The sequence below is a fragment of the Desertibaculum subflavum genome (genome assembly GCA_003576705.1).
Taxonomy (GTDB): domain Bacteria; phylum Pseudomonadota; class Alphaproteobacteria; order Ferrovibrionales; family Ferrovibrionaceae; genus Desertibaculum; species Desertibaculum subflavum.
Window position 1 is genome coordinate 1 of the sequence record QOZS01000056.1, and the last position, 25,710, is coordinate 25,710.

The 25,710-nt window shown below is 69.5% G+C and carries 20 protein-coding genes; 7 read left to right on the plus strand and 13 right to left on the minus strand.

Annotation, left to right across the window (positions count from 1 at the left end):
* Positions 1 to 167: 167 nt before the first annotated feature.
* Complete coding sequence (locus DT074_RS22785) at positions 168 to 1,367, minus strand: hypothetical protein (protein ID WP_162915121.1); 1,200 nt, start codon at positions 1,365 to 1,367, stop codon at positions 168 to 170.
* 141 nt (positions 1,368 to 1,508) lie between these two features.
* On the opposite strand from DT074_RS22785, the gene DT074_RS22790 reads away from it, so the two are divergent.
* Positions 1,509 to 2,369: an alpha/beta fold hydrolase gene (locus tag DT074_RS22790; protein ID WP_162915122.1), complete on the plus strand. Its 861-nt coding sequence runs from the start codon at positions 1,509 to 1,511 to the stop codon at positions 2,367 to 2,369.
* A gap of 175 nt (positions 2,370 to 2,544) precedes the next feature.
* Positions 2,545 to 3,195, plus strand: coding sequence for a hypothetical protein (locus DT074_RS22795; protein WP_162915123.1), 651 nt, complete (start codon positions 2,545 to 2,547; stop codon positions 3,193 to 3,195).
* 62 nt (positions 3,196 to 3,257) lie between these two features.
* On the opposite strand, the gene DT074_RS22800 is transcribed toward DT074_RS22795, so the two are convergent.
* The 4 genes from DT074_RS22800 to rutA all read right to left on the minus strand — a co-directional run bounded on the left by DT074_RS22800 (position 3,258) and on the right by rutA (position 7,964).
* Positions 3,258 to 5,489 (minus strand): methyl-accepting chemotaxis protein, encoded by a 2,232-nt coding sequence (locus tag DT074_RS22800; RefSeq protein ID WP_119422173.1) that lies wholly within the window; start codon positions 5,487 to 5,489, stop codon positions 3,258 to 3,260.
* Positions 5,490 to 5,700: 211 nt separating this feature from the next.
* Entirely contained in the window at positions 5,701 to 6,483 is a 783-nt protein-coding gene (rutD, locus tag DT074_RS22805; protein ID WP_368744858.1) for a pyrimidine utilization protein D, read from the minus strand.
* Positions 6,480 to 6,869 (minus strand): pyrimidine utilization protein C, encoded by a 390-nt coding sequence (gene rutC / locus DT074_RS22810; RefSeq protein WP_119422175.1) that lies wholly within the window; start codon positions 6,867 to 6,869, stop codon positions 6,480 to 6,482. Before rutC ends, rutD begins: the two co-directional genes overlap by 4 nt.
* Positions 6,870 to 6,881: 12 nt before the next feature.
* Entirely contained in the window at positions 6,882 to 7,964 is a 1,083-nt protein-coding gene (gene rutA, locus DT074_RS22815) for a pyrimidine utilization protein A (RefSeq protein WP_119422176.1), read from the minus strand.
* A 252-nt stretch (positions 7,965 to 8,216) separates the two neighbouring features.
* Between rutA and DT074_RS22820 the strand changes: the two genes are divergently transcribed.
* From DT074_RS22820 to DT074_RS22840, 5 genes are all read left to right on the plus strand, one after another.
* A complete protein-coding gene (locus DT074_RS22820) occupies positions 8,217 to 10,229 on the plus strand; it encodes a hypothetical protein (RefSeq protein ID WP_119422177.1) in 2,013 nt (670 codons plus the stop codon).
* Between the two features lie 73 nt (positions 10,230 to 10,302).
* The gene (locus DT074_RS22825) at positions 10,303 to 11,328 is read left to right on the plus strand and encodes a putative zinc-binding metallopeptidase (RefSeq protein ID WP_119422178.1); all 1,026 of its coding nucleotides are present in this window, start codon (positions 10,303 to 10,305) and stop codon (positions 11,326 to 11,328) included.
* A complete protein-coding gene (locus DT074_RS22830) occupies positions 11,325 to 12,335 on the plus strand; it encodes a D-alanine--D-alanine ligase family protein (RefSeq protein WP_119422179.1) in 1,011 nt (336 codons plus the stop codon). Before DT074_RS22825 ends, DT074_RS22830 begins: the two co-directional genes overlap by 4 nt.
* 64 nt (positions 12,336 to 12,399) lie before the next feature.
* Positions 12,400 to 14,784, plus strand: a complete 2,385-nt coding sequence (locus DT074_RS22835; protein WP_119422180.1) for a hypothetical protein — start codon at positions 12,400 to 12,402, stop codon at positions 14,782 to 14,784.
* 65 nt (positions 14,785 to 14,849) lie between these two features.
* The gene (locus DT074_RS22840) at positions 14,850 to 15,335 is read left to right on the plus strand and encodes a tellurite resistance TerB family protein (RefSeq protein ID WP_119422181.1); all 486 of its coding nucleotides are present in this window, start codon (positions 14,850 to 14,852) and stop codon (positions 15,333 to 15,335) included.
* Positions 15,336 to 15,342: 7 nt separating this feature from the next.
* Here the strand turns inward: DT074_RS22840 and DT074_RS22845 are convergent, their stop codons facing one another.
* The 8 genes from DT074_RS22845 to DT074_RS22880 form a co-directional block, all read right to left on the minus strand.
* Entirely contained in the window at positions 15,343 to 16,122 is a 780-nt protein-coding gene (locus DT074_RS22845) for an N-acetylmuramidase domain-containing protein (RefSeq protein WP_119422182.1), read from the minus strand.
* 97 nt (positions 16,123 to 16,219) lie between these two features.
* Positions 16,220 to 18,214, minus strand: coding sequence for a BCCT family transporter (locus tag DT074_RS22850; RefSeq protein WP_119422183.1), 1,995 nt, complete (start codon positions 18,212 to 18,214; stop codon positions 16,220 to 16,222).
* A gap of 65 nt (positions 18,215 to 18,279) precedes the next feature.
* Positions 18,280 to 19,596, minus strand: coding sequence for an NAD(P)/FAD-dependent oxidoreductase (locus DT074_RS22855; protein WP_119422184.1), 1,317 nt, complete (start codon positions 19,594 to 19,596; stop codon positions 18,280 to 18,282).
* 176 nt (positions 19,597 to 19,772) lie between these two features.
* A complete protein-coding gene (locus tag DT074_RS22860; protein WP_119422185.1) occupies positions 19,773 to 20,675 on the minus strand; it encodes a hypothetical protein in 903 nt (300 codons plus the stop codon).
* A 22-nt stretch (positions 20,676 to 20,697) separates the two neighbouring features.
* Positions 20,698 to 21,474 carry an SDR family NAD(P)-dependent oxidoreductase gene (locus tag DT074_RS22865; protein ID WP_119422186.1) on the minus strand — a complete coding sequence of 259 codons (777 nt, stop codon included), beginning with the start codon at positions 21,472 to 21,474 and terminating at the stop codon, positions 20,698 to 20,700.
* Between the two features lie 12 nt (positions 21,475 to 21,486).
* Positions 21,487 to 23,115 carry an acyl-CoA dehydrogenase family protein gene (locus tag DT074_RS22870; protein WP_438503706.1) on the minus strand — a complete coding sequence of 543 codons (1,629 nt, stop codon included), beginning with the start codon at positions 23,113 to 23,115 and terminating at the stop codon, positions 21,487 to 21,489.
* 80 nt (positions 23,116 to 23,195) lie between these two features.
* Complete coding sequence (locus DT074_RS22875; protein WP_119422188.1) at positions 23,196 to 23,822, minus strand: TetR/AcrR family transcriptional regulator; 627 nt, start codon at positions 23,820 to 23,822, stop codon at positions 23,196 to 23,198.
* A gap of 140 nt (positions 23,823 to 23,962) precedes the next feature.
* Complete coding sequence (locus DT074_RS22880; RefSeq protein WP_119422189.1) at positions 23,963 to 25,600, minus strand: AfsR/SARP family transcriptional regulator; 1,638 nt, start codon at positions 25,598 to 25,600, stop codon at positions 23,963 to 23,965.
* Between the last annotated feature and the right edge of the window lie 110 nt (positions 25,601 to 25,710).

The window sequence follows — 25,710 nt, forward strand, 5'->3', positions numbered from 1 at the left end:
CTTCTCGTCCATCTCATTCGTCTCTTTCCATGGCATCGGCAAACCCCTCCCGCCGACCCACAAAAACTGTCAGGCATCTATCCGGTCTACTCTGTCCGACATCTAACCAGTTCGGACCAACACAAAAGCCCCCACCCAACCCTCCCCCGGCTTCGTCGAGGGAGGGCTTATGGCGGTGCGGCTTCCTCGGCGCGGATCTGCTTGAGCACGTCGAGCATGACGCGGCCGGCGTCGGGATCGATGTCGAGGATGTTGCGGATCACCGGGAGGAACTGCGCATGGACCGCGGGCGGCGCGATGGGCCGCGGGGCCGGCTTCGGCTCTGGCGCGGCGCGCGTGTTCCGCTTCGCGCCGCCGATCCCGAGCACGCGGCCGATGGCCTTGTGGGCGGAAAGCGCGGTGGAGACGAGGCCCTGTTCCAGGGCGAGGTCGCGCAGCCGCTCCATCCGGTGGCGGTGTGCCTGCAGCGGATCGAGGCCCTCGCATAAGGGAAGCCGGGACGGCGCGTCCGTTCCGCGGCGCATTCGTTCCTCGATCCGGCTCTCATAGACGCAGACATCGCCCTGCGCCTGCGCGATCAGGCGGAGGTCTTCCAGCTCGGCCAGCGCCTTGCGGGCGCCGCGCACAGTGATGCCGTGGCGGCGGGAAATGCGGAAGGCCCAGCTCTTGTCGCGGTCGTCCTCGGGGAAGTCGACCGGGTCCTTGGCGCGGTCGAGCATGACCTCGATCAGGGCATGCCGGGCGGCGGGGGCCAGCGCCCGGTCGGCATTGACCTTGGAGACCAGCACGAGGTTGGCCGCCTCGGGCGCGCCGAGGGGGGCCTCTTCCTCAGGCGGCTCGGCCGGCGCCGCGTCCGGGTGGCGCATCTGTTCCCCTGCCAGGAGCGCCCGGCCGAGGGCGCGCTCGGCCGAGACGGCGGTCGCGATCCGCTTCGCCGCCACCGCGCGGTCGCGCAGGCTCGCCAGCGTGTCGAGATATTCCGCCGGGCTCGGCTCGGCCCGGGCCTCGCTCAGGAAGGCCCATTCGCGGGCCAGCTCGGGCTGTTCGGCGGGATCGGCCGGCGGCCCCTCGCCGGGGCGGAAGAAATGCCCGTTCGGCCGCAAGGTCAGGCAGAGCTGCTCGACCAGTTCGGCGATCGCCTGCCGCACCGTCCGCTCGGCCAAGGCCAGATGCCGGGCGAGCGCCCGGACCGGCGGCCGTTCCGGCAGAATGAAAGGGTCGTCCACCGCGACGCTGAGCGCGACCAGCACCTGCTTGGCCGCCGGGGTCAGCGCCGGATGGCGCACGGCGCGCAGCACGTGCTCCCGGCGGTACAGGTAGGACCACTCGGCCAGCGAGCGCCTCCGGGGAATATGGGCTTCGGACATGGCAGCATCCATCATAGAGTGCCGTATGATACAAGATGTTCACCGCAAATACAAGATCGGCGTCGTGCGTGGGCACGATGGGAAGCGGGTCAGACGTTGCCGTCCGTGCTAGCTTCGCCAAAAGCGTGGGAGGAACCGTCAGTGCTGCAACTGCACCAGATCCGGACGCGGTCCGGGCTGACCTTCGATGCCTGGAAAGAGGGGCCGGCGGATGGGCCGCTGGTCCTGCTGCTGCACGGCTATCCGCAATCGCGCCATACCTGGCGGGCGCAGGTGCCGGCATTGGCCGCGGCCGGCTACCTGGCGGTGGCGCCGGACCAGCGCGGCTATTCGCCGGGCGCGCGGCCCGACCCGGCCGATCTCGCCAATTATCACTACGACCGCCTGGTCGGCGACGTGCTCGATATCGCGGAGGCGCTGGGCGCGGGCGAGCGGCGCTTCCATCTCATCGGGCACGATTGGGGCGGGCAGGTCGCCTGGGGCGTGGCGGCGCGGCATGCCGATCGCCTCGCCAGCCTCGCCATCCTGTCGCGGCCGCATCCGACCGCCTTCGTCGCTGCGCTGCAGGCGGCCGACGGCGACCAGAAGCACCGGTCGCGCCATCACCGCGCGTTCCTCAATCCGGATACCGGCCGGCTGCTGCTGGAGGAGGGCGCGCGGCGGCTGCGGCGGAATCTATCCGAGGCCGGCGTGCCTTCCGCGGCGGTCGAGGATTATGTCGGCGTGCTGGGCAACGCGGCAGCGATGGAGGCGGCGCTGGCCTGGTACCGCGCCCAGGAGGGCCTGCGCGTCAGCCTCGGCCCGATCGACGTGCCGGTGCTTTATCTCTGGGGCGATGCCGACGCGACGGTCGGCCGCGCCGCCGCCGAGGGGACGGCGGCGCAGATCCAGGCGCCGTTCCGCTTCGTCGAACTGCCCGGCATCGGCCATTTCATCACCGACCAGGTGCCGGCCGAGGTCGATGCGCTGCTGCTGGAGCATTTGCGCGCGCATCCGGCGTAGTCCGGTGAGGGCCGCGATCCGCGCGCCCATCCGACACGCATACGCCCATGGGACAAGCCACGCAGGCGTGACATCTGCCGCTGTGACATTCCGGCGCGCGAGCTTTGCCGTGGTCCCTCACTGACCCATATCGCCCTCGCTACGCGACGCGGTTTTCGAGTCAGGAGGTTCCCCCGTGCAGAAGACATTTGCTCTTGCGACTTTGGCCGTTGGTACATTGATCGCCGTGGCGGCCGAGGCGGCCGTGCTTCCCGGCGCCGCGCCGGTCGCCCCGGATGCGACGCCGCAGCAGGCGCGCCGCGCTCTGGAATCCGTCGGCTTCAGCCAGATCACGGCGCTCCGCCAGTCCGGCAATATCGTGCGCGCCGTGGCGCTGTATCAGGGCGAGCCGGTGCGCCTCGTGCTCGATACCCGCACCGGCCGGATCAGCGACGATACGGGCGCACCGGCGATCGCAGTCACGCCGGCGACCGGCGATGCGGCGGTCCGGGCGCAGCTCGCAAGCCTCGGCTATACCGGGCTCGGTGCCGTGGACCGGCGCGGCAATATCTGGACCGTGCCGGCGCAGCGCGGCCCCAATCCGGTCACCGTCCGCGTCAATGCCCTGACCGGCCGGGTGACCGACGGCTCGGTGCCGCTGGTGCAGCACATCGCCGCGCGCGACGACATGGATACCGGTTATGTGGCGCAGCAGCTTCGCCTGCTGGGTTACGACCGTGTCGGCGTGGTGACCCGGTCCGGCAATGTCTACCGGGCCGATGTCAGCCGCGCCGGTGTGCCAGCGAGGGTGCGCATCGACGGGATGACCGGCGCGGTCACGCGATAGGAAAAGGCGGAGCGGCGCCGTTGCGGCGCCGCTCCTGCCTCTCAACGTAACTACGTCGGTCGTTACGGGGCGCGGATCTGGCCGAGGAAGCGGCCGACTTCCTCGCGCAGCGTGCCGGCCTGACGCGACAGGCCGGAGGCGGCGCCGAGGATCTGGGTCGAGGCCCTGCCGGTCTCGCCGGCGGCCGAGGTGACGCCGTCGATGTTCTGCGACACTTCCTGGGTGCCGACCGCGGCCTGCTGCACGTTGCGGGCGATCTCGGCGGTGGAGGCCGACTGCTCCTCGACCGCGCTGGCGATCGAGGTGGCGATCTGACTGAACTCGCCGATCATGCGGCCGACCTCGGCGATGGCGCCCGCGGCATCGCCGGTGGCGCCCTGGATGGCGGCGATCTGCTGGCCGATCTCGTCGGTCGCCTTGGCGGTCTGATTGGCCAGGTTCTTCACTTCCGACGCGACCACGGCGAAGCCCTTGCCGGCCTCGCCGGCGCGTGCCGCTTCGATCGTGGCGTTGAGCGCGAGCAGGTTGGTCTGGCTCGCGATGTCGCTGATCAGCTTGATGACATGGCCGATCTTCTGCGCCGCTTCGGTCAGGCCCTGGACCTGCTGGTTGGTCTGCTCGGCGCGGTTGACCGCGCGACCGGCCATCGAGCTGGCGCTCTGCACCTGGCGGCTGATCTCGGCGATCGAGGCATTGAGCTCCTCGGCCGCGGCGGCCACCGTCTGCACGTTGGCGGAGGCCTGCTGCGAGGCCGAGGCGCCGGCAGCGGCCTGGCGCGAGGTCTCGTCGGCAGTGGAGGAGAGCATGCCGGCGCCCTGCTCCATCTCGTTGGCGGCATGGGCGACCTGGCCGACGATGCCGCCGACCGAGCTCTCGAAGGCATCGGCGAGCTTCAGCATCGACGACTTGCGCTGCTGCTCGGCCTCGGCCTGGACGCGCTGCGCTTCGGCGGCGCGCGTCGCCTCGGCCTTGCGCATGGCGTCCTCGGCCTCGCGCAGGCGGCGCTCCAAGGTCGCCTGGGCCTCGGCGCGCTGCGCCTCCTGGTCGGCGCGGGCGGCTTCGCGCTCGGCCTCCTGGTGCTGGCGCGTCGCCTCGGCCTCGGCGCGCAGGCGCTCGGCCTCGATGCCGCTCTCCTTGAACACGGCGAGCGCCCGGGCGAGCTGACCGATCTCGTCCTGCCGCTGGCTGTCCGGGATCTCGACGGTGAAGTCGCCGCGGGCGACTTCGCCCATCACGCCGGCGATGCGGTCCAGCGCCAGCATAACCTTGCGCTGGAACATCAGGGTGGCGACGCCGAGGCCGGCGAAGACCACCAGCAGGGCGCCCGCCTCGAGCAGCAGGGCCAGGCGCGCTTCGCTTACCTGTGCCGCGCTGAGATCGTTCAGCGACTGGATGGCGGCGTCGCGGATGGCGAACATGGTGGCGAGTTGGTCGATGACCTGGCTGTCCCAGCCGGCCTGATTCAGCGTGTAGGGCTTCGCCGCGCGCGACTCTTCCATGGTGGAGAAGATCTTGCCGCGCACCGGCTGCATCATCTTGGCGTCGATGTCGGCGAAGGTACGCCGCACCGGCGAGCTCTCGTCGAGCTGCTGCACCAGCAACGTCAGGCGGGCGCGGATGGCATCGAGGGCGCCGAGGCCGCGATCGGCGCGGCCCAGCTCCTCCGGCGTCATCGGCCGGCCCTGACGGACGCCGGCGCCGATCGGGATCACCGTCGCCGAACCGGATTCGCGCAGGTCGAGCACGGTGCGGCCGATGGTGGCGAGCTCGCCGACCGCCGCATCGGCGAGGGTGATCCGGCGCTCCATCGTGTCGATGATCGGGTTCAGCTTGCTCTGGATCTTGAACTGCGCCGTGGTGATCTCGGGCTGCACCTTCATGCGCTCCGGGCGTTCCTGCTTGAGAATCTCGTCCGCGCGGTTGCGGATCGCCGCGTTCTCCTTGCGCGCGGTTTGCAAGGTGGCCAGCAGGTCGGCCGGCACGTCGCCCTGGATGCGGCCGAAGGCGCCGATCGTCGCGTCGAAGGATGCGTCCAGCTCCTTGCGGCTCTTCGCCAGCGCTTCGCGCTGCGCCTTGCCGTCATCGGTCGCGCTCATGGCGCGCGTCATCATCGAGCGTTCGAGCAGCATGCGCTGCGGCACGACCAGCAGGTGGCCATAGGCGGCTGAGAGACGCGTCGCCGTCTCAGCCCGGGACATCTCCGACCACGACACCGCCACCAGATAGCCGCCGACAGCCACGGCGAGCGCGCCGACGGCGGCGGCCGCGGCGTTGAACATGACCCGGATCTTCATCGGAGACGACCTTCTTTTCCACGCTGACCGGCGGACGCAAGCCTCGCGCGGCCGGCATGTAATGGGCCCCCGGCATTGAAAGGATTGTTAAGGACGCTGACCAAAATTCCGGCAGAACGTAAGTTGTGATCTGGGGTTCGTGAGGAAACCCGGTGTTCCGCAACTCACGGTCGGCGCGGCTGCTTTTAGCCGGCCATATATTGGCGCCGCGCTAACCTTGGTCGGCCAGGAAGCGGAGCATCGCGGCGTTGCTGGCCGCCGCCGCCGTCACCGTGATGCCGTGGCCGCCATGCTCGAACAATTCGAAGCGGCAGCGCGGCAGGCCGGCGGCGAGGCGTTCCGAGCAGGTATAGGGCACCAGCGCGTCGTCCTTCGACGCGACGACGAGCGCGGGTGCCGCGATCGCGCCGAGCCGGGCTGCGATGTCGAAGGCGAGCAGGGCGTCGATCCGCTTCAGCAAGGTGTCGGTGCCCTGGAAATGCGCGATGCCGTGCGCGACCTCGGCCTCGACCTGCGCCGCATGCGCCGAGAGCCACCAGGACGGATAGAGGAAGATCGGCTGCGCCTCGACATAGGCGGCGATGCCGCTGTTCTGCAGCAACCGGCGCCGCGCGGCGAAGCAGCGCGCGGTGTGCGGATCCGGCGCGGCCCAGGCGTTGATCAGGACGAGCTTGCCGATCGCCCCGGGCCGGCGGAGCGCCAGCGCAAGGCCGATCAGGCCGCCGAGAGCGTGGCCGACGAGGTGCACGCGCGCGACGCCCGCCGCGCGCATGACGTCGAGAACGTCCTCCGCCATTGCGTCGATGCTGTAATTCTCCGGCAGGTCGGCCTTGCTGCGGCCGGTGCCGCGCTGGTCGTAGGTGATGACCTGGAACCGCCGGCCGAGCGCCTCGATCTGCGGTGCCCAGAAGCCGCCGGCGCCGCCGAGGCCGGCGGAGAGCAGCACCGTCTCGACCGCGTCGGTCCGGCCGTGCCGTTCGAAATGGAGGGTCACCGCTTGCCGATATGGGCGATGGAGGCGATCTCGACCACGGCGCCCGGCTTCACCAGGCCGCATTGGATGCAGTAGCGGGCCGGCTTGTCGCCCGGGAAGTACTCGGCATAGACCTTGTTGAGCGCGCCGTAATGCGCCCAGTCGGTGACGAAGATGTGGTTGAAGGTGACGTCGTCCATCGTGCCGCCGGCGGTCTCGATGACGCTCTTGATGGTCTCCAGGATGTGCCGGGTCTGCGCCGCGGCATCGCCCGGGAACAGCACGTTGTTGTCCTTGTCGAAGGCGAGCGTGCCGGCGACATAGACCACGCCGTCGGCCAAGGTGCCGGGCGAGTAGGGGGGGAGCGGCTTGCCCGAACCGGGCGGGATGATGGCGGTCTTCGGCATCGCTTGATCCTTTCAGGCGGCGAGGGTGGCGGCGGCTTTGCGGCTCTGCATCAGGGGCTGGATGCGCTCGCCGAAATCGGTCACGCCCTGCACGAACTCGTCGAAGGTGAGGAGGACGCCGCCGACGCCGGGCATGGCGGCGATCCGGTCCAGCATGGCGGCAACCGAGGCATAGGAGCCGACCAGCGTGCCCATGTTCAGGTTCACCGCGCCTTCGGGCGCGGCGATCTGGCCGACATTGGTGTTGGCGGCGGGGCGGGTGTCGGCGGCGATCTGCTGCGTCATCCAGCCGAGCGCCTCGCGGTCGGCGCCGGCCTTGTAGAGCTCCCATTTCGCCAGCGCCGCTTCATCGGTCTCGTCCGCGATCACCATCAGCAGGACATAGACGGGGACCTCGCGGCCGGCCGCCGCGGCGGCCTCGCGCATGCGCTCCACGACGGGGGCGAAGGCGGTCGGCGTGTTGATGCCCTTGCCGAGGCAGAAATTGTAGTCGGCGTATTTCGCCGAGAAGGCGAGGCCGCCATCGCTCTGCCCGGCGCAGATAATCTTCATCGGGGCCTGCGGCCGGGGCGACAGGCGGCAGTCGCTCATGGTCAGGAACTCGCCCTTGAGGTCGGAGCGTCCGGTCTCCCACAGGTCGCGCAACACCTGGACGTATTCGCCGAGATAGTCGTAGCGGCGGTGGAAATAGTGGTCGCCCGGCCAGATCCCCATCTGGGAATATTCCGGCCGCTGCCAGCCGGTGATCACGTTGAGGCCGAACCGGCCGTGCGAGATGCTGTCGATGGTGGAGGCCATGCGGGCGACGATGGCGGGCGGCATGGCAAGCGTCGCCGCGGTGGCGTAGAGCCTGATCCGGCTGGTAACCGCGGCGAGGCCGGCCATCAGGGTGAAGCTCTCCAGGTTGTGGTCCCAGAACTGGCTCGGCCCGCCGAAGCCGCGCAGCTTGATCATCGAGAGGGCGAAATCGAACCCGTAGCGCTCGGCCCGGGCCACGATCTCGCGGTTGAGGTCGAAGCTCGGCATGTATTGCGGCGAGGTGGTGGAGATCAGCCAGCCGTTGTTGCCGATCGGGATGAAGACGCCGATATCCATGTCGCTCTCCTGCGGTGGCGCGGTCGCGGATCGCAACGCAAGGCGGATGCCAGATCCGGATGCCGCCGTCGCGGCATGTCCGCGGGCGCCGGCATGCCGCCGGAAGCGGCAGCGGGGCGTGCCGATTGCCCAAGCTTGTGGCGCGCCGGGCCGGCGAAATGCCTTGCCTTGGCAAAACCGCGGCTCCTAAACCGGTGCGGATCGGGGACAGATGATTCGCGCGGGCCAGTGATTCAGCCGGGGGGCGCTGCGATGGGCGGGACGACGCGACCCGGATGGTATGCCCGCCTCGGCCTTCTTGCCGCCGCCTTCGGCATCGTCCTCGGCGCCTACCTCCCGGTCGCGACCGCCGATTTCAAGGTGCATGACGACTACTGGCTCGAACGCTTCGAGCCGGCCGCCGATTGCCGCGACACCCACGAGTACATCGCCCTGGTCGGGATCGGCCGGCCGCTCTCGGCCGAGACCACGCGCTGCGTCCTCAGGCCGCTCTACGAGAGCGGGACGATCCGGCCGGATTGGTTCTGGCCGGCGGCCCGTCTGGTTTCGGTGCTGGCGATCGGCGTCGCGGCGGCGATCGCGACGGCGCTGATGCTGGAGCTCGGCCTCGCGCCGATCGTGGCGCTCTGGGCCGGGGTCGCCATGTTCCTGGCGCCCGGCTTCGGCGTCTTCGCCTCGACCGGGATCTCGGTGACGCAGACGGTCGCGGCGCCGCTGGTGCCGCTCGCGCTCCACATGCTCGCCAGCGCCACGGGGGCGCGGGCGGCGGCGGCGATCTTCGTCGGTGCCGGTGCATTCCTGCTGCTGCTCGGCTCGCTGTTCTTCTACCAGGTCTATGTGATCGGCGGCTTCGCCTTCGTGGTCGGTGCGCTGTTCCTGGCGCCGCCCGGGCCGCGCACGCGCCGGTTCTGCCTGGTGGCGCTGGTGCTGATGCTGGCAGCGATGGCGGCCTATTTCCTGCTGCACAAATACCTGGTGAAGGACGCGATCATCGCGGCGGTCCGGCACGCCTCGCCGCTCGCCGCCGACAGCCGGCAGGTCGAGATCGCGTCGCCGGCCCGGTTCGTCGAGAACTTCCGCGCGCTGTACGGCGTCATCTATCACCGCGCGGTCGATCTCTGGCTGCTCGACCTCGAAAGCCATGTGGCCCGGCGCCACTACATCCTGGCGCTCGGCGCCCTGATCGGGCTCGCCGGCCTCGTCACCCTGCTGCGCCAGGGCCGCGCGACGCGCTGGTGGACCGAGCCGGGCACCCGACGTGCCGGGCTCGGCCAGCTGGCGCTGCTCGGCCTGGCGGCGGCCGGGCTTGGGTCGTTCTTCATCGTCTATGGGCCGGGGCCGTGGAACCGGGTGCTGTCGGGCCTGGTGACGGCGTTCCAGTTCCTGCTCGGCTGGAGCGCCATCGCGGTGCTGTCGCTGGTGCTGCCGCGCCGGCTCGCGGCCGCGGCGGTGTCGCTGGCGCTGCTGGCGGCCGGCACCGCCTTCGCCCAGCTCAACACCGTGCGCTACTACGCCCAGACCGCGACCGCCGAGCTCGCCTTCCTGCGCGGGGCGCTGCAGCCCTGGCTGGACGGCAGCTTCGCGGCGGTGAAGTTCTTTCCGCCGACCGGCAACACCCTGGTGCCGGGCGACGAGTACAGCATCCTGACCACCTCGCGCGGCACCGAATACGGGCTGCGCGGCATGACCGAGCGGATCCTGGCCGAACGCGGCCTGCCGGCGAGCCGTCTCGACCTGAACCGCGCGGCCGATGGCAGCTACGGGATCGGCTGGGCCGGGGCGCCGGCCGTGCCGCCGGACCAGCGCCTGCCGGTCTGGGGCGATGCCATGCGGGGCCTCGCCAATATCGGCATTGTGGCGGTGGCCTCGTCGAGCCATGGGGCGGTGCCGCTCGCGCTTGCCCATTTCGGCCGCGGCCATCTTGGGCCCCCCTGGCATGCCGAGGCGCCGCCGCGCTACCCGGTGACCCTGGACGTCACCTATTGGCGGCCACGGCCGCTCCGCGAGGCCGTTGTGGTGGCGCAGCGCTATGGCCGGGCGGTCTTCGTCGAGCGGATGCCGCGGAATATCGAGATCCGCTGGCGGGTCGGGGAGGCCGGGCCGGAGGGGTCGGCGGCCCTCTCGACCGGCTGCCGGCTGGGGCCGGACGGCGCCGCCGCCATGGCCCTGCCGGCCGGGGTGGAGGCGGACCGGGTGCGGATCGTCATCCGGGACAATTGCGGCGACCCCCAGCTCCTGACCTTCGAGGCGATCGAGCTGCGCTGAGTGCGGCGTCGGCTTGCCGGCCGGCGCGCAGCGTGTAGCATCGTCGCAAAGGCTTCTTCGGCGCCGAGGTGCGATGCCACGACGGTTTCCCTGGTCCAAGCTGCCCGATGAGGAACTGCTCGAGCTCCGGCTCAAGGACTTGAAGGTCACCATCGAAGGCACCTGGCTCGAAGGCTGCCTGCACGATCTCTATGGCGAGCTGGACGGCCGAGGCCTGCGCGTCCGCCCGCATGCCTGGATCTCCGACGAGTGGTTCAGCCCGGACAGCACGCCCGGCATCGCCGTGCCGTTCTATCTCGCGCATCCCCGGCTGATGCGGCTCGAGCGCAAGAAGATCATCGATGTCGAGGGCGGCACGGTGCCGGAATGCATGCGCATCCTGCGCCACGAGGCCGGGCACGTGGTGCAGCACGCCTTCCAGCTGCATCGGCGGCGGCGCTGGCAGGAGCTGTTCGGCCGGTCGTCGACGCGCTATCCGAGCTATTACCGGCCGAACCCGGCGAGCAAGAACTACGTGCAGCACTTGCGGCTGTGGTACGCGCAGAGCCACCCCGACGAGGATTTCGCCGAGACCTTCGCGGTCTGGCTCCGGCCGCGCTCCGACTGGCGCAAGCGCTATGCCGAGTGGCCGGCGCTGAGGAAGCTCGAATATGTCGACGAGCTGATGGCAGAGATCGCCGGCGCGAAGCCGCTGCTGACCCGGCGGATCAAGGTCGACCCGCTGAACCGCCTCGGCCGCACACTTGCCGAGCACTACAAGAAGAAGCAGGCTTTGTATGCGGTCGATTCGCCGACCGCCTATGACCGCGACCTGCTGCGCATCTTCTCCGACGATCCGAAGCACCGATCATGGCCTGCCGCCTCCACCTTCCTCCGGCATAACCGCGCGAAGATCCGCCAGATGGTCTCGAAGTGGACGGGAGAATATCAGCTGACCCTGGACGCCGTGCTGGACGACATGATCGTGCGCTGCCGTGAGCTGAAGCTGCGCGCGGCGGGCAACGAGCGGCAGCTGAAGACGGATTTCACCGTGCTGCTGACGGCGAAGACGGTGCATTCACTCTATAGCCCGTCGCGGCGGAGATGGTTCGCCCTATGAGGCGCTTGCGCGTCCTCGTTCTCCTCCACCCGGACCTGATGCCGCCGGATTCGCTGAAAGGCTTCAGCGAGAAGGAGATCCACGTCTGGAAGACCGAGTACGACGTGATCTCGACCTTGCGCGCGGCCGGCCACGACGTGAAGCCGCTCGCCGTGCAGCACGAGCTGAAGCCGATTCGCGACACGATCGACGAGTGGAAGCCGCATGTCGTGTTCAACCTGCTGGAGCAGTTCCACGGCGAGACGGCCTATGACCAGAACGTGGCGAGCTTTCTCGAGCTGATGCGGGTGCCCTATACCGGGTGCAATCCGCGCGGGCTGATGCTGGCGCGCGGCAAGGATCTCTCCAAGAAGCTGCTTTCCTATCACCGCATCCCGGTGCCGGCCTTCGCCGTGTTCCCGATGCGGCGCAAGGTGCAGCGGCCGTCGCGCCTCGCCCTGCCGCTGATCGTCAAGAGCCTGAGCGAGGATGCTTCGGTCGGCATCGCCCAGGCCTCGCTGGTCGATTCAGACGAGAAGCTCGCCGAGCGCGTCGCTTTCATCCACGAGCGGATCGGCACGCATGCCATCGCCGAGCAGTTCATCGAGGGGCGGGAGCTGTATGTCGGCGTGCTCGGCAACGAGCGGCTGCGCGTGCTGCCGATCTGGGAGCTGGATTTCGGCGACATGCGACAGAACATCGCGACCGAGCGGGCGAAGCACGATCCCGATTATCAGGAGCGCCGCGGCATTCTGCAGGGCCCGGCCGAAGGCCTGGCGCCGGAGCTGGTGGCGCGCATCCAGCGGCTGGCCAAGCGCATCTTCCGCACGCTGTCGCTGGAAGGCTATGCCCGCATCGATTTCCGCCTGACCGCCGAGGGCGTGCCGTATTTCCTGGAGGCCAACCCGAATCCCGAGATCGCCCAGCGCGAGGAATTCGCCGAGGCGGCGGCGCATGACGGCCTGAAATACCGCCACCTGCTGAACCGCATTCTGACGCTTGGGATCAGTCGCGCGCGCGCGACCTGATACGCGCGCCGGCGCGCCGGATGGACTATCCTGCTCTCTTGTTTCTCACCAGGGAGGAGGCGGCATGAATCGGCGCGAGTTGCTGAAACTGTCCGCGCTGGCCCTTGGGGCGGCCGGCGCGAGCCGCGCGGCCCAGGCGCAGGCCCAGGCCCAGTCTCAGGGCGGCGCGTCGCTCACCACGCTCACGCTGGTCAACGCGGCACGCGCGGCGCAGCCCGCCAATTTCTGCACGCGCTTCATCGGCCACGCCTTCGCGCCCGGCGACCTGCCGGGCGGCGCCTATCCGCGCTTCCGCCTCGCCGACGGCAAGCCGGTGCCGGCGCTGATGCACAGCCAGGCGCTGCACCCGGACGGATCGACCAGCTTTCTCGGCCTGGTGCTGCGCGTGCCGGCCGGCATTGCGCCGGGCGGCTCGCTGCCGGTGATCGTGGAGCGCGGCGGCGCTGTGCCGCCGCCCTGTGCGCTCGGCCTCGCCGACATCACCTCGAAGACCGATTTCAAGCTGGTGGGCGATGGCCTCGGCAACATGCCCGCCGGCCAATGGACGGCATCGCTGAATGCCGGCGTGAAGGCGGGTCGCCACGCGCTGGTCGGCTCCGGCGGACCATGCGCCTACTACGAAGTGTGGGCGCCGTTCAACAATGGGCGCGCCGATCATGCGCAATGCGGCGTCTGCTTCTACGTCGCCGTCCTGCAGGACGAGAAGGGCGGCGTGTTCGGCTATCGCATTCTGCCCCGGCTCTACAACGGCTGGGTCGATGTCAGCTCGCGCACGCATCCGATCGACACCGTCGTGTTCCGCGACCTGACGCTGCTGAACGGCACGACGCCGCTTCGCACGATCAAGCCCAAAATCGGTCCGCAGAAATTGACGCGCGCCGCAGGCGGGAGCTTTGCCGTCGACAGCACCGCCGATTGCACGCCGCCATTCGGCGCGGGGGTCTATGCCGCCCATATCGGAACCGATGGCGGCGCGCCCTGGCCCGGCCTCGCCGCCGATACCGCATATTTCGTGCGTGCGATCGACCGGAACAAAGTGTCGCTGCATCGAAGCTTTCCCGACGCTGTCGGCAATGCCAAACCGATCTCCGCCGGCGCGGGCAGCGGCACGACGACGCTCTATCCCGCGCTGTATGTCGACTGGTATGCCGGCGGGCCGTTCGGCGCCGACGAGGCGGGCGAATATCTCTTCGTGCCCGGCAGCGGCACGGAGACGACCTGCCGCCACGTCTATGACAATGCCTATCGGGTCAAGACGCGGCTGTTCGGCCCGCGCGACCTGAAGATCGTTGCGGCGCCGGTGCCGGCGCGCAGCTACTACCCGCATGCCTTCGCCGACTACATCGGCTCGGAGGATTCCGGGGGCGAGCGGCACGAGATCGGCTATATCGACGGCTGGCAGGCGTCCGATTTCGCCCGGCAGGATGCCACGAGCTTCCGCACCGTCATCGTGCACGGTTTGATGTATGCCGATGTGCGGCATTGGTCGCTGCGCCGATCCGACACGCGAAACGTGCCGAACTTCACCGGCTCGAATCATCCCGGCCTCGGCCCGACCGCCGAATGGCGCTTCCGCCCGTCCGGGCCATATTTCGACGGCCGCGGCGTAAATCCGCCGGCGCATTCCACGCGGGCGCAGGGGGCCTGGGCGTGGGAGCACAAGCCGCCGAACGCCTATCCCTACATGATCACCGGAAGGCGCGAATTCCTCGACCTGATCCACGAGCAGGCGGCGGGCGCCTGCGCGATCCAGGAGCGCGTCAATGCCTATGGCCTGCGCCAGTCGCTGCTGCGCGATACCGAGGCCGGCAATCTGCGCAGCTTCGCTTGGCGGTTGCGCGACACCGCCTTCGCGTTCGGCCTGTCGCCGGCCCGCGTGCGCGGCGCCGATGTCAGGCGGATGTTCGCCGAGGTGAACGCCGTGTCCTGGGACTGGCTGAAGGCGGCCAAGGCGGATCCCGCGCTGCTCTCGCCATTCGCGCGGGCGAACGGCTTCTGGCCGTCCCAGCCGACGGTTTCGAGCTGGCAGGCGGCCTATATGATGACCGCGGCAGCGCTCGACTTCACCTTCAGCGGCGATCGCGATGCCGCAGCCTGCATCGAGGACTGGCTCAAGTTCTTCGACCAGGCCAGGGTCAGCATCGCACAGGCGCCGAAGGGCTATCTCGCCGGCACGGCGATCTGGGGCAACTATTTTCCGGAATACCGGTCGCCGATCTCGAAGATCCGCTCCTGGGATGAGATCAAGTTCCCAGGCGACAATATCGGTACGGGCCAGAAGGCATATACGGGGATGATGCGGGGCGCCATCAAGTGGTCGGTTGCGCTCGGGCTGAAGGCGCCGGCCGGCATGGAAGCCGCGATGGATGCGTTCTGGGCGCAGAATCGCGGGTCGCCGGGGGTGTTTACCGACCAGGCCACCTATGCGCTGGCCAACAGCTTTGACTAGGCTCTCCCGCCGGCGGCCACAATTCTGCCAAACGGGCGAGATCGGCTGAAGCCGATGGAGACGACATGTTCGGATTGATCGACCGCGTGCTGGATTTCGTCACCGGGGCCGAGGCGCCGGCAACGTCGAGCTTCGACGAGAAGCTCGAGCTCTCGGTCGCGGCGCTGATGGTCGAGGCGGCGCGCATGGACGACACCTTCGACCCGGCCGAGCGCGCGGTAATCGAGCGCATGCTGGCGGCCAAATTCGATCTCGGCGCGGAGGAGGCGCATCAACTGGTGGTCCGGGCCGAGGCGGCGGTGAAGAACTCGACGCAGTACTTCCCGTTCACCCACCGCGTGGTCGAGAGCATGAGCGCGGAAGAGCGCGTGCAGGTGATCGAGATGCTGTGGAAGGTCGCCTATGCCGACGGCGTGCTGGACCCGCACGAGGACATGCTGGTGCGCCGCATCGCCGGCCTGATCTACGTGCCGGACCGCGACCGCGGCCTGGCCCGCCGGCGGGCGCTGGAGAAGCTCGCCGCCGCCGGGATCTCGGTGCCGAAGGGCTGAGCGGCGCCTAATCCGCCAGCGCCTCGAGCCGCGCGAGCGTTGCTTCGTCCGGCTCGCCGGTCACCGGCAGGCCCTGTGCCTTCTGGAAGGCGCGGAGTGCGCCCCTCGTGCCGTTGCCGAGCACGCCGTCGACGCCCCTCGGATCAACGGCGAGATAGGTCAGGCGGGCCTGGGCGGCGCGGATCGCGAGGTCGGGTGCGGCGCCGGCGGCATAGCGATCGTGGCTGTCGCGCAGCTTGATGTCGTATTTGTTCTTTGCGAAATCCTTGCCGTTGTAGTGCCGCGCCACCGTTGCCCAGTCATGCGCGCGGAATGCCTTGGCGAGCGCGGTATTGGCGGTGAGGAAGCGCACCGCACCGTCGAGCTGCGCGTCCTCGCTGTCGAGGAAGGCCTGGACCATCGCCTCCGCCGAGGCATAGCCGATGCTCTCGGCGTTGAAGCCCATGATCTGCGGCAGGCCCCAGGAGGCGCTTTCCAGCGCTGCCTTCCGGTCGAGCCGGATGGCGCGGGCCAGGCGGTCGTATTCCGCCGCGTCGCCGCTGTAGCCGCCGGCATCCGGCGAGCTGAGATCCGGCGCGGTGGCGTCGAACCGGCCGCCGGTGCGCCGGTGGAAGATATGGCGCTCGAACAGGATCTTTGGCCGGCGGTCCGGCAGATAGCCGAAGCCGCGCGTCTCCACCGTGATCAATGCCCAGAGAGCCGCCGGCGTGACGTCGAGCGCCGCGGTCGCGGCGTGGAAGCCGCTCTGCGTCAGCGGCCGGCCCCTGCCTTGAAATTCGATCGGCATGCCCGCCCCGATTAGAGGGCCGGCAGCGTAGCATAGTGGGGCCCGGTTTGCACTTGCGGGGCCCGGATGCCGAGGCCTTCCTTCGCGGGCGGGCGTCTCAGCCGCGGCCGGCTTCCGCCGCCTGTTCGTGCTCCGGCGCGGTGGCGTAGAGTGCCGCGGCTGCCGACTGGACCTGCGCCTGATACCGCTCGAACTGGATCAGCACGTCGTGGATCAGCTGGTCGCGCGAGAAGCCCATGACGTCGTAGCCGCGGCTGCCGTCGCTGAAGAAGGTGCGGGCTTCGTGGCGGGTTTCGCCGACGGTCGCGTCGAGGGCGGAGAAGGTCGGCAGCCGATGCTCTGCCGCCCGGACGCCATAGACGAAGTTGCGCATGCCCTCCGCCGGCACGACGAGACTGATGGAAAGCGCCGCGCCGTCGTGCTCGATCGAGCCGGCCCGCCCGCGCGCTGCCAGCTCGTGCGCGACCGATGCCAGGGCGGGCTCCACGGTTTGCTCGATGAAGCGCGCGATGTCCGGCCGGGCCGGCGTGTGCAGGATGAGGCCGAGCCGCCGCTGCCAGGAGAGCTCAGCGGTCGGATGGGCGATCGCGACGGGCGCCGCGCGTCGCGCCAGGTCGCTGTTCATGCCGCGGAACAGCCCCCAGCACAGGATCAGCATCACCACGGCGAAGGGCAGCGCGCTGGCGATGGTGGCCGTCTGCAAGGCGGCGAGACCGCCGGCGAGCAACAGGACGGCCGCCACCACGCCTTCCAGGGCGCACCAGTAGACCCGCTGGATGGCCGGCGTGTCCGTCTCGCCGCCCGCGGCGATGGTGTCGACCACCAGCGATCCCGAATCCGAGGAGGTGACGAAGAAGACGGCAACGAGCGCGACGGCGATGCTGGAGGTGACGGCGCCGAGCGGCAGGTAGTCGAGGAAGTGGAACAGCGCCACGGCCACATCGGCGGAGACCGCTTCGGCAAGGGCGCCGCCGGCGATGGTCGTGTCGACGAAGATCGCCGAATTGCCGAACGTGGTCATCCACAGGAAGGTGAAGCCGACCGGCACGAACAGAACCGCGGTGACGAACTCCCGCACCGTCCGTCCGCGCGAGATGCGGGCGATGAACATGCCGACGAAAGGCGACCAGGAGATCCACCAGGCCCAGTAGAACAGCGTCCAGGAATCGATCCAGGGGCGCGGTTCGTAGGCGTAGATGTTGAAGGTCTTCAACACGATGTTGTCGAGGTAGAGCCCGATATTCTGCACGAGGTCCTTCAGCAGCTGGCCGGTCGGCCCGACCAGAAGGACGAAGAGCATCAGCGCGACGGCGAGGAGCATGTTGAGCTCGCTCAGGCGCCGCACGCCGCGATCGACGCCGGTAATGACCGACAGCGTGGCGACGGCGGTGATTGCGGCGATCAGCGTGACTTGCGTGGTCGCCGAGATCGGCAGGCCGACCAGATAATCCAGCCCCGCATTGATCTGCAGCACGCCGAAGCCGAGCGAGGTCGCGAGCCCGAAGATGGTGCCGACGATGGCGAAGATGTCGACCGCGTGGCCGATCCAGCCGTTGATGCGCTCCTTCAGGAAGGGATAAAGGCCGGAGCGCAGGGTGAGGGGAAGGTTGTAGCGATAGCCGAAATAGGCGAGCGAGAGACCGACCACCGCATAGATGCCCCAGGCATGGATGCCCCAATGGAAGAAGGTGACCAGCATGGCCTCGCGCTGGGCCGGAATGCTGCGCGGCGCGGCTTCCGGCGGCGCGCTGAAATGCATCATCGGCTCGCCGACCGCGAAGAACATCAGGCCGATGCCCATGCCGGCGGCGAACAGCATGGCGATCCAGGTGAGATAGGGAAAATCCGGCTCGGCATCGTCGGGGCCGAGCTTCAAGGTGCCGAAGCGGCTGAAGCCCAGCAGCAGCGACACCACCAGGAAGATCGCCACTGCCAGGATATAGAACCATCCGAACCGGTCGAGCACCGCGGATTGCAGGTCGCGGAAGGCGTTCTCGGCCGCTCCCGGCGCGAGCGCGGCCAGCGCGACGAAGGCGACGATGATGATCGAGGCGCCGATGAATACGGGCGGGTTGATCTTGAGCCTCTGCATGGGCGAAATCCTCCGATGCCGCGGGCAGAAAGAAGTAAGCGCGGCAGGACGGGAAATGGTTCCCGTCAGGGGCTGGAAAACCGAGCGTAGCGCAGGGCCGAGAGGTCGATGGCAGGGCGTCTCCCTGTGACGATCTCCGCCATCGCGTGGCCGGCGCCGGGCCCGATGCCGAAGCCGTGGCCGGAGAAGCCGGTGGCGAGGAAGAGGCCGGGCAGGGTGGCGACCGCGTCGAGCACCGGCAGCTCGTCCGGCGTCACGTCGATGATGCCGGCCCATTGCTGCGCCGCCTTTGCCTCGGCGAGGGCGGGGTAGAGGTCGCGGGCCGCGCGCAGCACGTCGTCCAGCAGATGCGTGTCGGGATCCGGATGCAGTACGCGGATCGCCTCGAACGGGCTCGCCTGGTCCGGCTGCCAGCGGCGGCTCTGCAGCGCATCGAAGAACGGCTTGCCGAAGCGGAGGCGCATGATGCGCCAGTTGCGCCGCAGGATCGGCGTGAAGGCACCGAGGTGCCGGAACGCCGCGGGGATGATGTCGAAGGTCGCCGCGCCGCTGCGGGCGATGGTGTAGCCGCCATCGGCGCGTGGCCGGATCGAGGCGCCCTTGGCGCCGAAGGCGCTTTCGGAGAAGCGCGGCGCCGCCGTGGTGCGCAGCACCGAGGATTTGACGCCGAGCTGCGGCAGCGCGAGCCCGGCATTCTCCAGGAAAGCGCGCGACCAGACGCCGCCGGCCAGCACCACCGAGGCGCAGCGGATGGTGCCGCGCTCGGTCACCACGCCACTGATGCGGCCGGCTTGACGGTCGAGCGCGCGTACCGCCGTGGCCTCGTGGATCTCGGCGCCGAGCGCGCGCGCCGCGCGGGCGATGGCCGGTACCGCCTTCCAGGGCTCGGCCCGGGCGTCGCTCGGCGTGGTGAGCGCGGCGCGCACCCGCCGGTCGGAGCGGCCGAGCATGGCGGCGGCTTCTTCGGGCCCAAGCAGGCGGGTGTCGAGCTGGTAGGCGCGGGCATGTTCGAGCCAGGCCTCGCGCTCGGCGAGCTCGGCCTCGGTCTCGGCGAGCGAAGTGACCCCGCCGACCGTGAAGCCGATATCCTCGTCCAAGGTCGGCACGATCTCGTGCCAGCGGCGCAGGCTTTCGATCATCAGCGCGAGCTCGCCCGGATCGCGGTTCTGCTTGCGGATCCAGCCCCAGTTGCGCGACGACTGCTCGCCGGCGACGCGGCCCTTCTCGCAGACCACGACGCGCACGCCGCGCGTTGCCAGGTAGTAGGCGGTCGAGATGCCGGCGATGCCGCCGCCGATCACCACCACATCCGCCGCTTCCGGCAGCAGCCGGTCGCCGGCCTGGCCGCGATCGGCGGCGGTGGTGAGGGGAGGGGGCAGCATGGCGAGGCCCTTCTTCGGCCGGTGCGCGACGGGAGACGTGGCGCCGACGGGGCCCGATGGCCGGGCCCGCCCAGGAATCGAACGCCGCTCGCCCGATGCTACGCCATCCGGGCCGGCGCCGTCGCGTCCTGCGCCGATCCCAGCATGGCCAGTGTCCCCTCAGGCGATCGCGAAAATCAGACGAAGGCGAAGCCCATGGTGCGGCCGTGGTAGTAGAACCCGCCGTCCTGCACGATCAGCGCCAGGGCGATTTCCTCGTCGCCGACTTCGTCCGCGGCCGGCCGGTCGTTGCTGTGGCCGTGCTCGGCGCCGGCCGGCGTCAGCAGGGTGACGTTCGGCGTCCATGCAAAGCTGTGGCCGCCGATGGTCGAGGCGCAGCCGGCCTCGCGCAGCGCGAGCACGATGGCGGCGGCGTTGTGGCGATGCGGCCGCTGTGCCTCGCCCGGCCGGACGGCGTTGAGGGTCAAGGTCATGGCGGGCAGGCAGGTGCCGAGCGTCTCGGTCCGCTCGGTCGCCATGAAGAGCGCGCGGCCCGGCGTGTCCGGCGCCATCGGGCGGTCGTAGAGCAGGCGCAGCTCGCGCGCGATATCCGCCGCGCGGTAATGCGTGATGTCGATCGGCGATTGCGCGGGCGGCGCCGGGCGGACGCCGGCGAAGGCGAGGGCCGGCTCGTCCGTCGTCACCCAGAGCACGGCGTCGGTCGCGGCACGGAAGGTCGAGGCCACGCCGCCGGGCAGCGCCAGGACGTCGCCTGCGGCCCATTCGATCGCGTCAGCGCCGCGGCGCAGCTCACCGCTGCCGCGCAGCACGACCCAGATCTCGCCGCTGGCGGCGAGCGTGCAGGCGAGCTCGTCGCCGGCGCGGATCCGGGCATAGCGTGTCAGCATGAAGGGCGTGGTCGCCGGATAGGGTGTGCCGAGCGGGCCGGAGAGGTCGAGCGGCACGAAACCGGTCGGCGTCTCTTCGGCGAAGGCGAGCTGCATCTCGGCGGTGAAGGCTTGCGGCCGGATCTCGGGCCGCTTGATGTTGAAACCCCGCTCGACGGGCACAAAGCGGGCGCGCTCGGCATAGATCGACATGATTTTCCTCCCCTGGCGCCGGTCAGAGGGCCATGAAGCCGCCATCGGTGCAGAGCACATGGCCGACCACGAAGGAAGCGGCGTCGGAGGCGAGCCAGACCACCGCCTCGGCGACTTCCTCCGGCTGGCCCATGCGGCGCAGCGGCAATCCCGCGGCGACGGCGCTCATGTCCATGATCTTCGATGCCAGCATCATGTCGGTGACGACGCGGCCCGGCGCCACCGCGTTGATGCGGATGCCCTGCTCGGCATATTCCATCGCCGCCGAGCGGGTGAGCGAGATCAGCGCCGCCTTCGACGCCGAATAGAGCGCGAGGCCGGGATTGGGATTGCGCAGGCCGCTCACCGACGTGTTGACGACGATGGCGCCCTTGCCCTGCCGCGCCATCAGGCGGATCTGGTGCTGCAGCGAGAGGTAGACCGACTTCACGTTGGTGTCGAAGACACGGTCGTAGAGCGCGGAATCCTGCTCGGCGATCGGCGCGCGCGGCTCCTGATAGCCCGCATTGTTGAAGGCGATGTCGAGGCGGCCATGAGTGTCGCCGATCGTGCCGTGCAGACGGTCGATGGCGGCGGGCAGGGTGAGGTCGGCGGAGATGAACTCGGCGCGGGCGCCGATGGCGGCGAGGTCGGCGACCGCCTTCGCGCCCTCCGCCTGGCGCCGGCCGGCGATGACCACCGTCGCGCCGCGCCGGCCGAAGGCGAGCGCCGCGGCACGGCCGATGCCGGTGGCGCCGCCGGTGACGAGAACGACCTTGCCGCTGAAATCCTGCCTGAAATCTTGCCTGGGATCCTGCATGGCCGTCGCGCCTCAGCCGTCGATCCGCGCGCGCTCGACGATGGCGCGCTGGCCGATGCCGGCCGGCAGGCTGCCGAAGCAGGCGCCGCCATCCGGGTCGAGCCGGGTGGCGCAGAAGGCATCGGCGATCGCGGGCGGCGAATGGCGGATCAGCAGGCTGGCCTGGAGGGCGGTTGCCATCCGCTCGACGATGCGGCGGGCGCGGCCTTCGCGCTCTTCCGGCCGGGCGAGCTCGGCGGCGAGACGCTCGACCGCGCGGTCGAGGCGGCGGTCGCCGCCCTTGGCCAGCGCGATCTCGTCGAGGAAGGCGGGGACGGTTTCGGGGGATCTGTCGGCGGCGCGCAGCACGTCGAGCGCGATGATGTTGCCGCTGCCCTCCCAGATGCCGTTGAGCGGCGCCTCGCGGTAGAGCCTGGCCATCGGGCCCTCCTCGATGAAGCCGTTGCCGCCGTGGCATTCCAGCGCCTCGTGCACCACGCCGACGACGCGCTTGCAGTTCCAGTACTTGGCAACGGGGGTGCCGATGCGGACCAGCAGCGCGGCGCGCTTATCGCCGGCTTCCTCGTCATCGACCGCCCGCGCCAGGCGGAAGGCGAGCAGCGTGGCGGCCTCGACCTCGATCGCGAGGTCGGCCAGCACGTTCTGCATCAGCGGCTGGTCGATCAGCGCGCGCTGGAAGGCGCGGCGCTCCGCGGTGTGGTGCAAGGCTTCCGCCAGCGCGCGGCGCATCAGCCCGGCCGAGCCGACGGCGAAGTCGAGCCGGGTGAGATGCGTCATCGCCAGCGCCGCCTTGACGCCCTGGCCTTCCTCGCCGACCAGCCAGGCGAGGGCGCCGCGATATTCGATCTCGCTCGAGGCGTTCGACTTGTTGCCGCACTTGTCCTTCAGCCGCTGGATCAGCAGGCGGTTGCGCGATCCGTCGGGCAGCCAGCCCGGCAGCAGGAAGCAGGAGAGGCCGCGATCGGTCTGGCCCAAGGTGACGAAGACGTCGCTGTGCGGCACCGAGAAGAACCATTTGTGGCCGTCGACCAGATAGGCCTCGCCGGGGCCGCGGCGCGGGCCGGCCGGGCGGGCCGTGGTCTGCGTGGCGCGGAGATCGGAGCCGGCCTGCTTCTCGGTCAGGGTCATGCCGACGGTGCCGCCGGTCTTGGCCTGCATCGGCGCCGGTCGGGGGTCGTAGCGCGAGGACAGGATGAAGGGCTCCCACACCGCCGCGAGATCCGGCTGCAGCCGGAGCGCCGGGATCGCCGAATAGGTCATGCCGAGCGGGCAGCAGATGCCGTTCTCGCCCTGGTTCCAGAGATAGGAGAGCGCGGCGCGCGCGACATGCGCGCCGGGCTCGCGCGCTGTCCAGGCCAGCGCATGCGTTTGCTGCCCGATGGCGAGCGACATCAGCTCGTGCCAGGCGGGATGGAACTCGATCTCGTCGACGCGGTGGCCGAAGCGGTCATGCGCACGCAGCTCCGGAATGTGCCGGTTGGCGTCCCGGGCGAGCCCGGCCACCTCGGCGCTGGCGACGGTGGCGCCGGCTTCGGCCAGCAGCGGTTCGGCCCAGGCGATCTTCTCGCGCGCGGCGATCTCGCGCAGCAGACGGTCGCCGGTGAAGGCGTTGTGGCCGGCGAGCGGGCTCGCCTGGTTCATCACCTCGTGCGTCGCATAGCCGTCCGCCGGCAGGGCGGGCAGGCGGGCGAACAGGCGCGCTGGCGCGTCGTTGGCGGCGCTCATGCCTCGGTCTCCGAATTGTTCAGACTGGCGCGCAGGCAGAACCGCGCGACCTGGTCGATCAGATGGCGGTCGGCGCGGGCGCCGCTGCCGCGCGACGGCGCGAGCGGCCCGACCAGCGCCTCCATGAAGGCGCCAACGATGCAGGCGGCGGCGACGGCGGGATCGAGCCGGGGGAAGGCGCCGCGCATGATGCCCTCGCGCAGGATGCGCTCGAAGCAATGCGCGAGCTGGGCCCGGTAGTCGAGGCGGACGGTCTCGACCTCCGGGTCGACCGGCTCGGCGATCAGGGCATAGGCGAGGCGGCGGCCCTGCAGCGCGCGGCTCGCGAAGGTGCGGATGGCGGCGGACAGCTTTTCCGGCGGCGCGCCGGCCGCGTCGGCGACCGCCCGCACGATGCCGACCTCGCGGGCCGAGACCGTGGCGACGAGCTCGGCGCAGAGCGCGGCCTTGGACGGCCAGTAGCGGTAGACCGTGCCGGTGGCGATGCCGGAAGCGGCGGCGACGTTGTCGATCTGCGCGGCCGGCCAGCCGCCCTCGGCGACCAGGCCGCGTGCCGCCTTCAGGATGCGGGCCCGCTTGTCGGCGAGACGCTGGGCCGCTTCGTCGGTGCGCCGGTATGCCATCGCCGCGATCGATCCCGGGAAAGAAGTGAACTCAGGTTCAGCAGGAGAAATGAACCTCGGTTCATTGTCAAGCGGCGGAGCGGGGCGGCGCGCGCCTTACCTGGAGGGTGCGAAATCTGGCCGGCCGCGCCGAGCGGCGCCTATAGATCCCGCTCTGAGAAGCTCAGAAGGCCGAGCTCACGGATTGCCGTGCTCGGATAGGAGGTCTCGCGCAATGATTCGAGCGAGAACGACGGTTCAAGGCGGCGAAGCTGCTCGTAGACATTGCGTGCCTTGTCGCGCTCACCACTTCGCAGGTAGAGCGGCACGAGGTAGCGCATCGGGGGGCGGTACGCTGGCGCCATAACGTGTGCGATCTCGGTCGCCCGGACGGCTTCCTCCAGATGTCCCGCAAGCATCGCCGTCACACCGCACAGGAAGTGCAGCTTGTAGTGATAGGGTGCCTGCGCCGACAATTCGCGCCCCTGACAGGTCAACAGATAGCCGTCGTCGTGCTTACCCAGATAGGACTTCGTGCGTCCGAGGAAGGCCCGGCCAAGCGGCTGCGAGGCCTCGAACCTGATGCTCTGCTCGGCAAGGTCATGACCGACCGCATACTTGCGGAAGGCGAAGCTGTAGACATACGAAACAAGCGCCAGAACGGTTGCGTTTTGCGGCGCCAGCTCGAGAGCATGGCGCGCCAGCTCCTCCGCCTCCTCGATCCGAGCGCGTCGATCCTTGCTCACATGTTCGCCGACATAGAAGGTGCGCGCATAGGCTCGCCACGCCAGATAAACCGCCTTGGGTTCAATGTCGTAGGCTTGCGCCAGCAGGATGTCGGCATGGTCAACCTGCTCGATGTCGACGCGATACATCCGCTTTACGGCGTCGAAGGCGAGCGTGAACGCCTGTGCGGTCTCGTTCGAATCGTTCATCTGTCGCAATTGATGGCCGGCAACCTGGATCGTACGGTTGGCAAGCGTCTGCAACCTCGGCGAATCGGCGACAAAGCCATCACCCAACGGGATCGTTTCTCCTGCGGTCCACAATTGCGTCGTTCCGTCAGCGGCAAGCAGCGTGACGATGACCGACACGCTTTGGGCCAGCGCCAGGCTGTCCACCCGCAACTGCATCCCGGGGCTCTGCTTCGGCATGTCGCAGATGTCCACGCCCCATTGATCGGCCAGTCCCTGGCCGATACGGCCGCCGATCAATCGCGACAGGAACTGGCCGCTCTCGCCGGTCGCTGAAGCCGGCGGCAGCAGACATATCCAGGACCGGGCCGATGGGCGATCGCGCCGCACGACGGGCGCTTGCGGCGTCGGCGCCGAGCGCATCGCGAGCAAACGCTGTTCAAACGCCGCGCGCTGATTGCGCACCCAGTGCTCGAACTCCCTTTCATCGATCTCGATGTCTTCGAGCAGTGTCGGCAACTCGGTGCCGCTCGCCAGGTGAGCCAGATCGGCGACCTCGACGTCGACGGTCACGCGCGACGTATTCAGCGCGACGCTCCGCAGGTCGGTGACCAGACAATCCCGGAATTTCGGTCCGAAGGCGCGGCGGATCTCCGACAGCGCCTGCCGCAGGCTGCCGGCGCCTTGCTCGGGTGCACGGGTGCTCCACAACTTGTCCTGCAGGGCCGCACGCGAGCGGCGACAGGCCGGCGCCAGCGCCAACAATGCGAGCAGCGCGCGCGCCTTGCTGCCGCGCGGCGCCAGATCGATGCCGCCGCTGCATCGAACCCGGAACGCGCCAATCACTGAGATACGGAGGCCCGCCTCCGTATTGGATTTGGACATGGCCGAGCATCCCCCCGGATGCAACGCAGTATACTAATGATGACATTTCTAACACACAACCCAAAGGCTCCCGGCGCCTGGGGCAATTGCCGTGAAAGCGCCGTGAATTC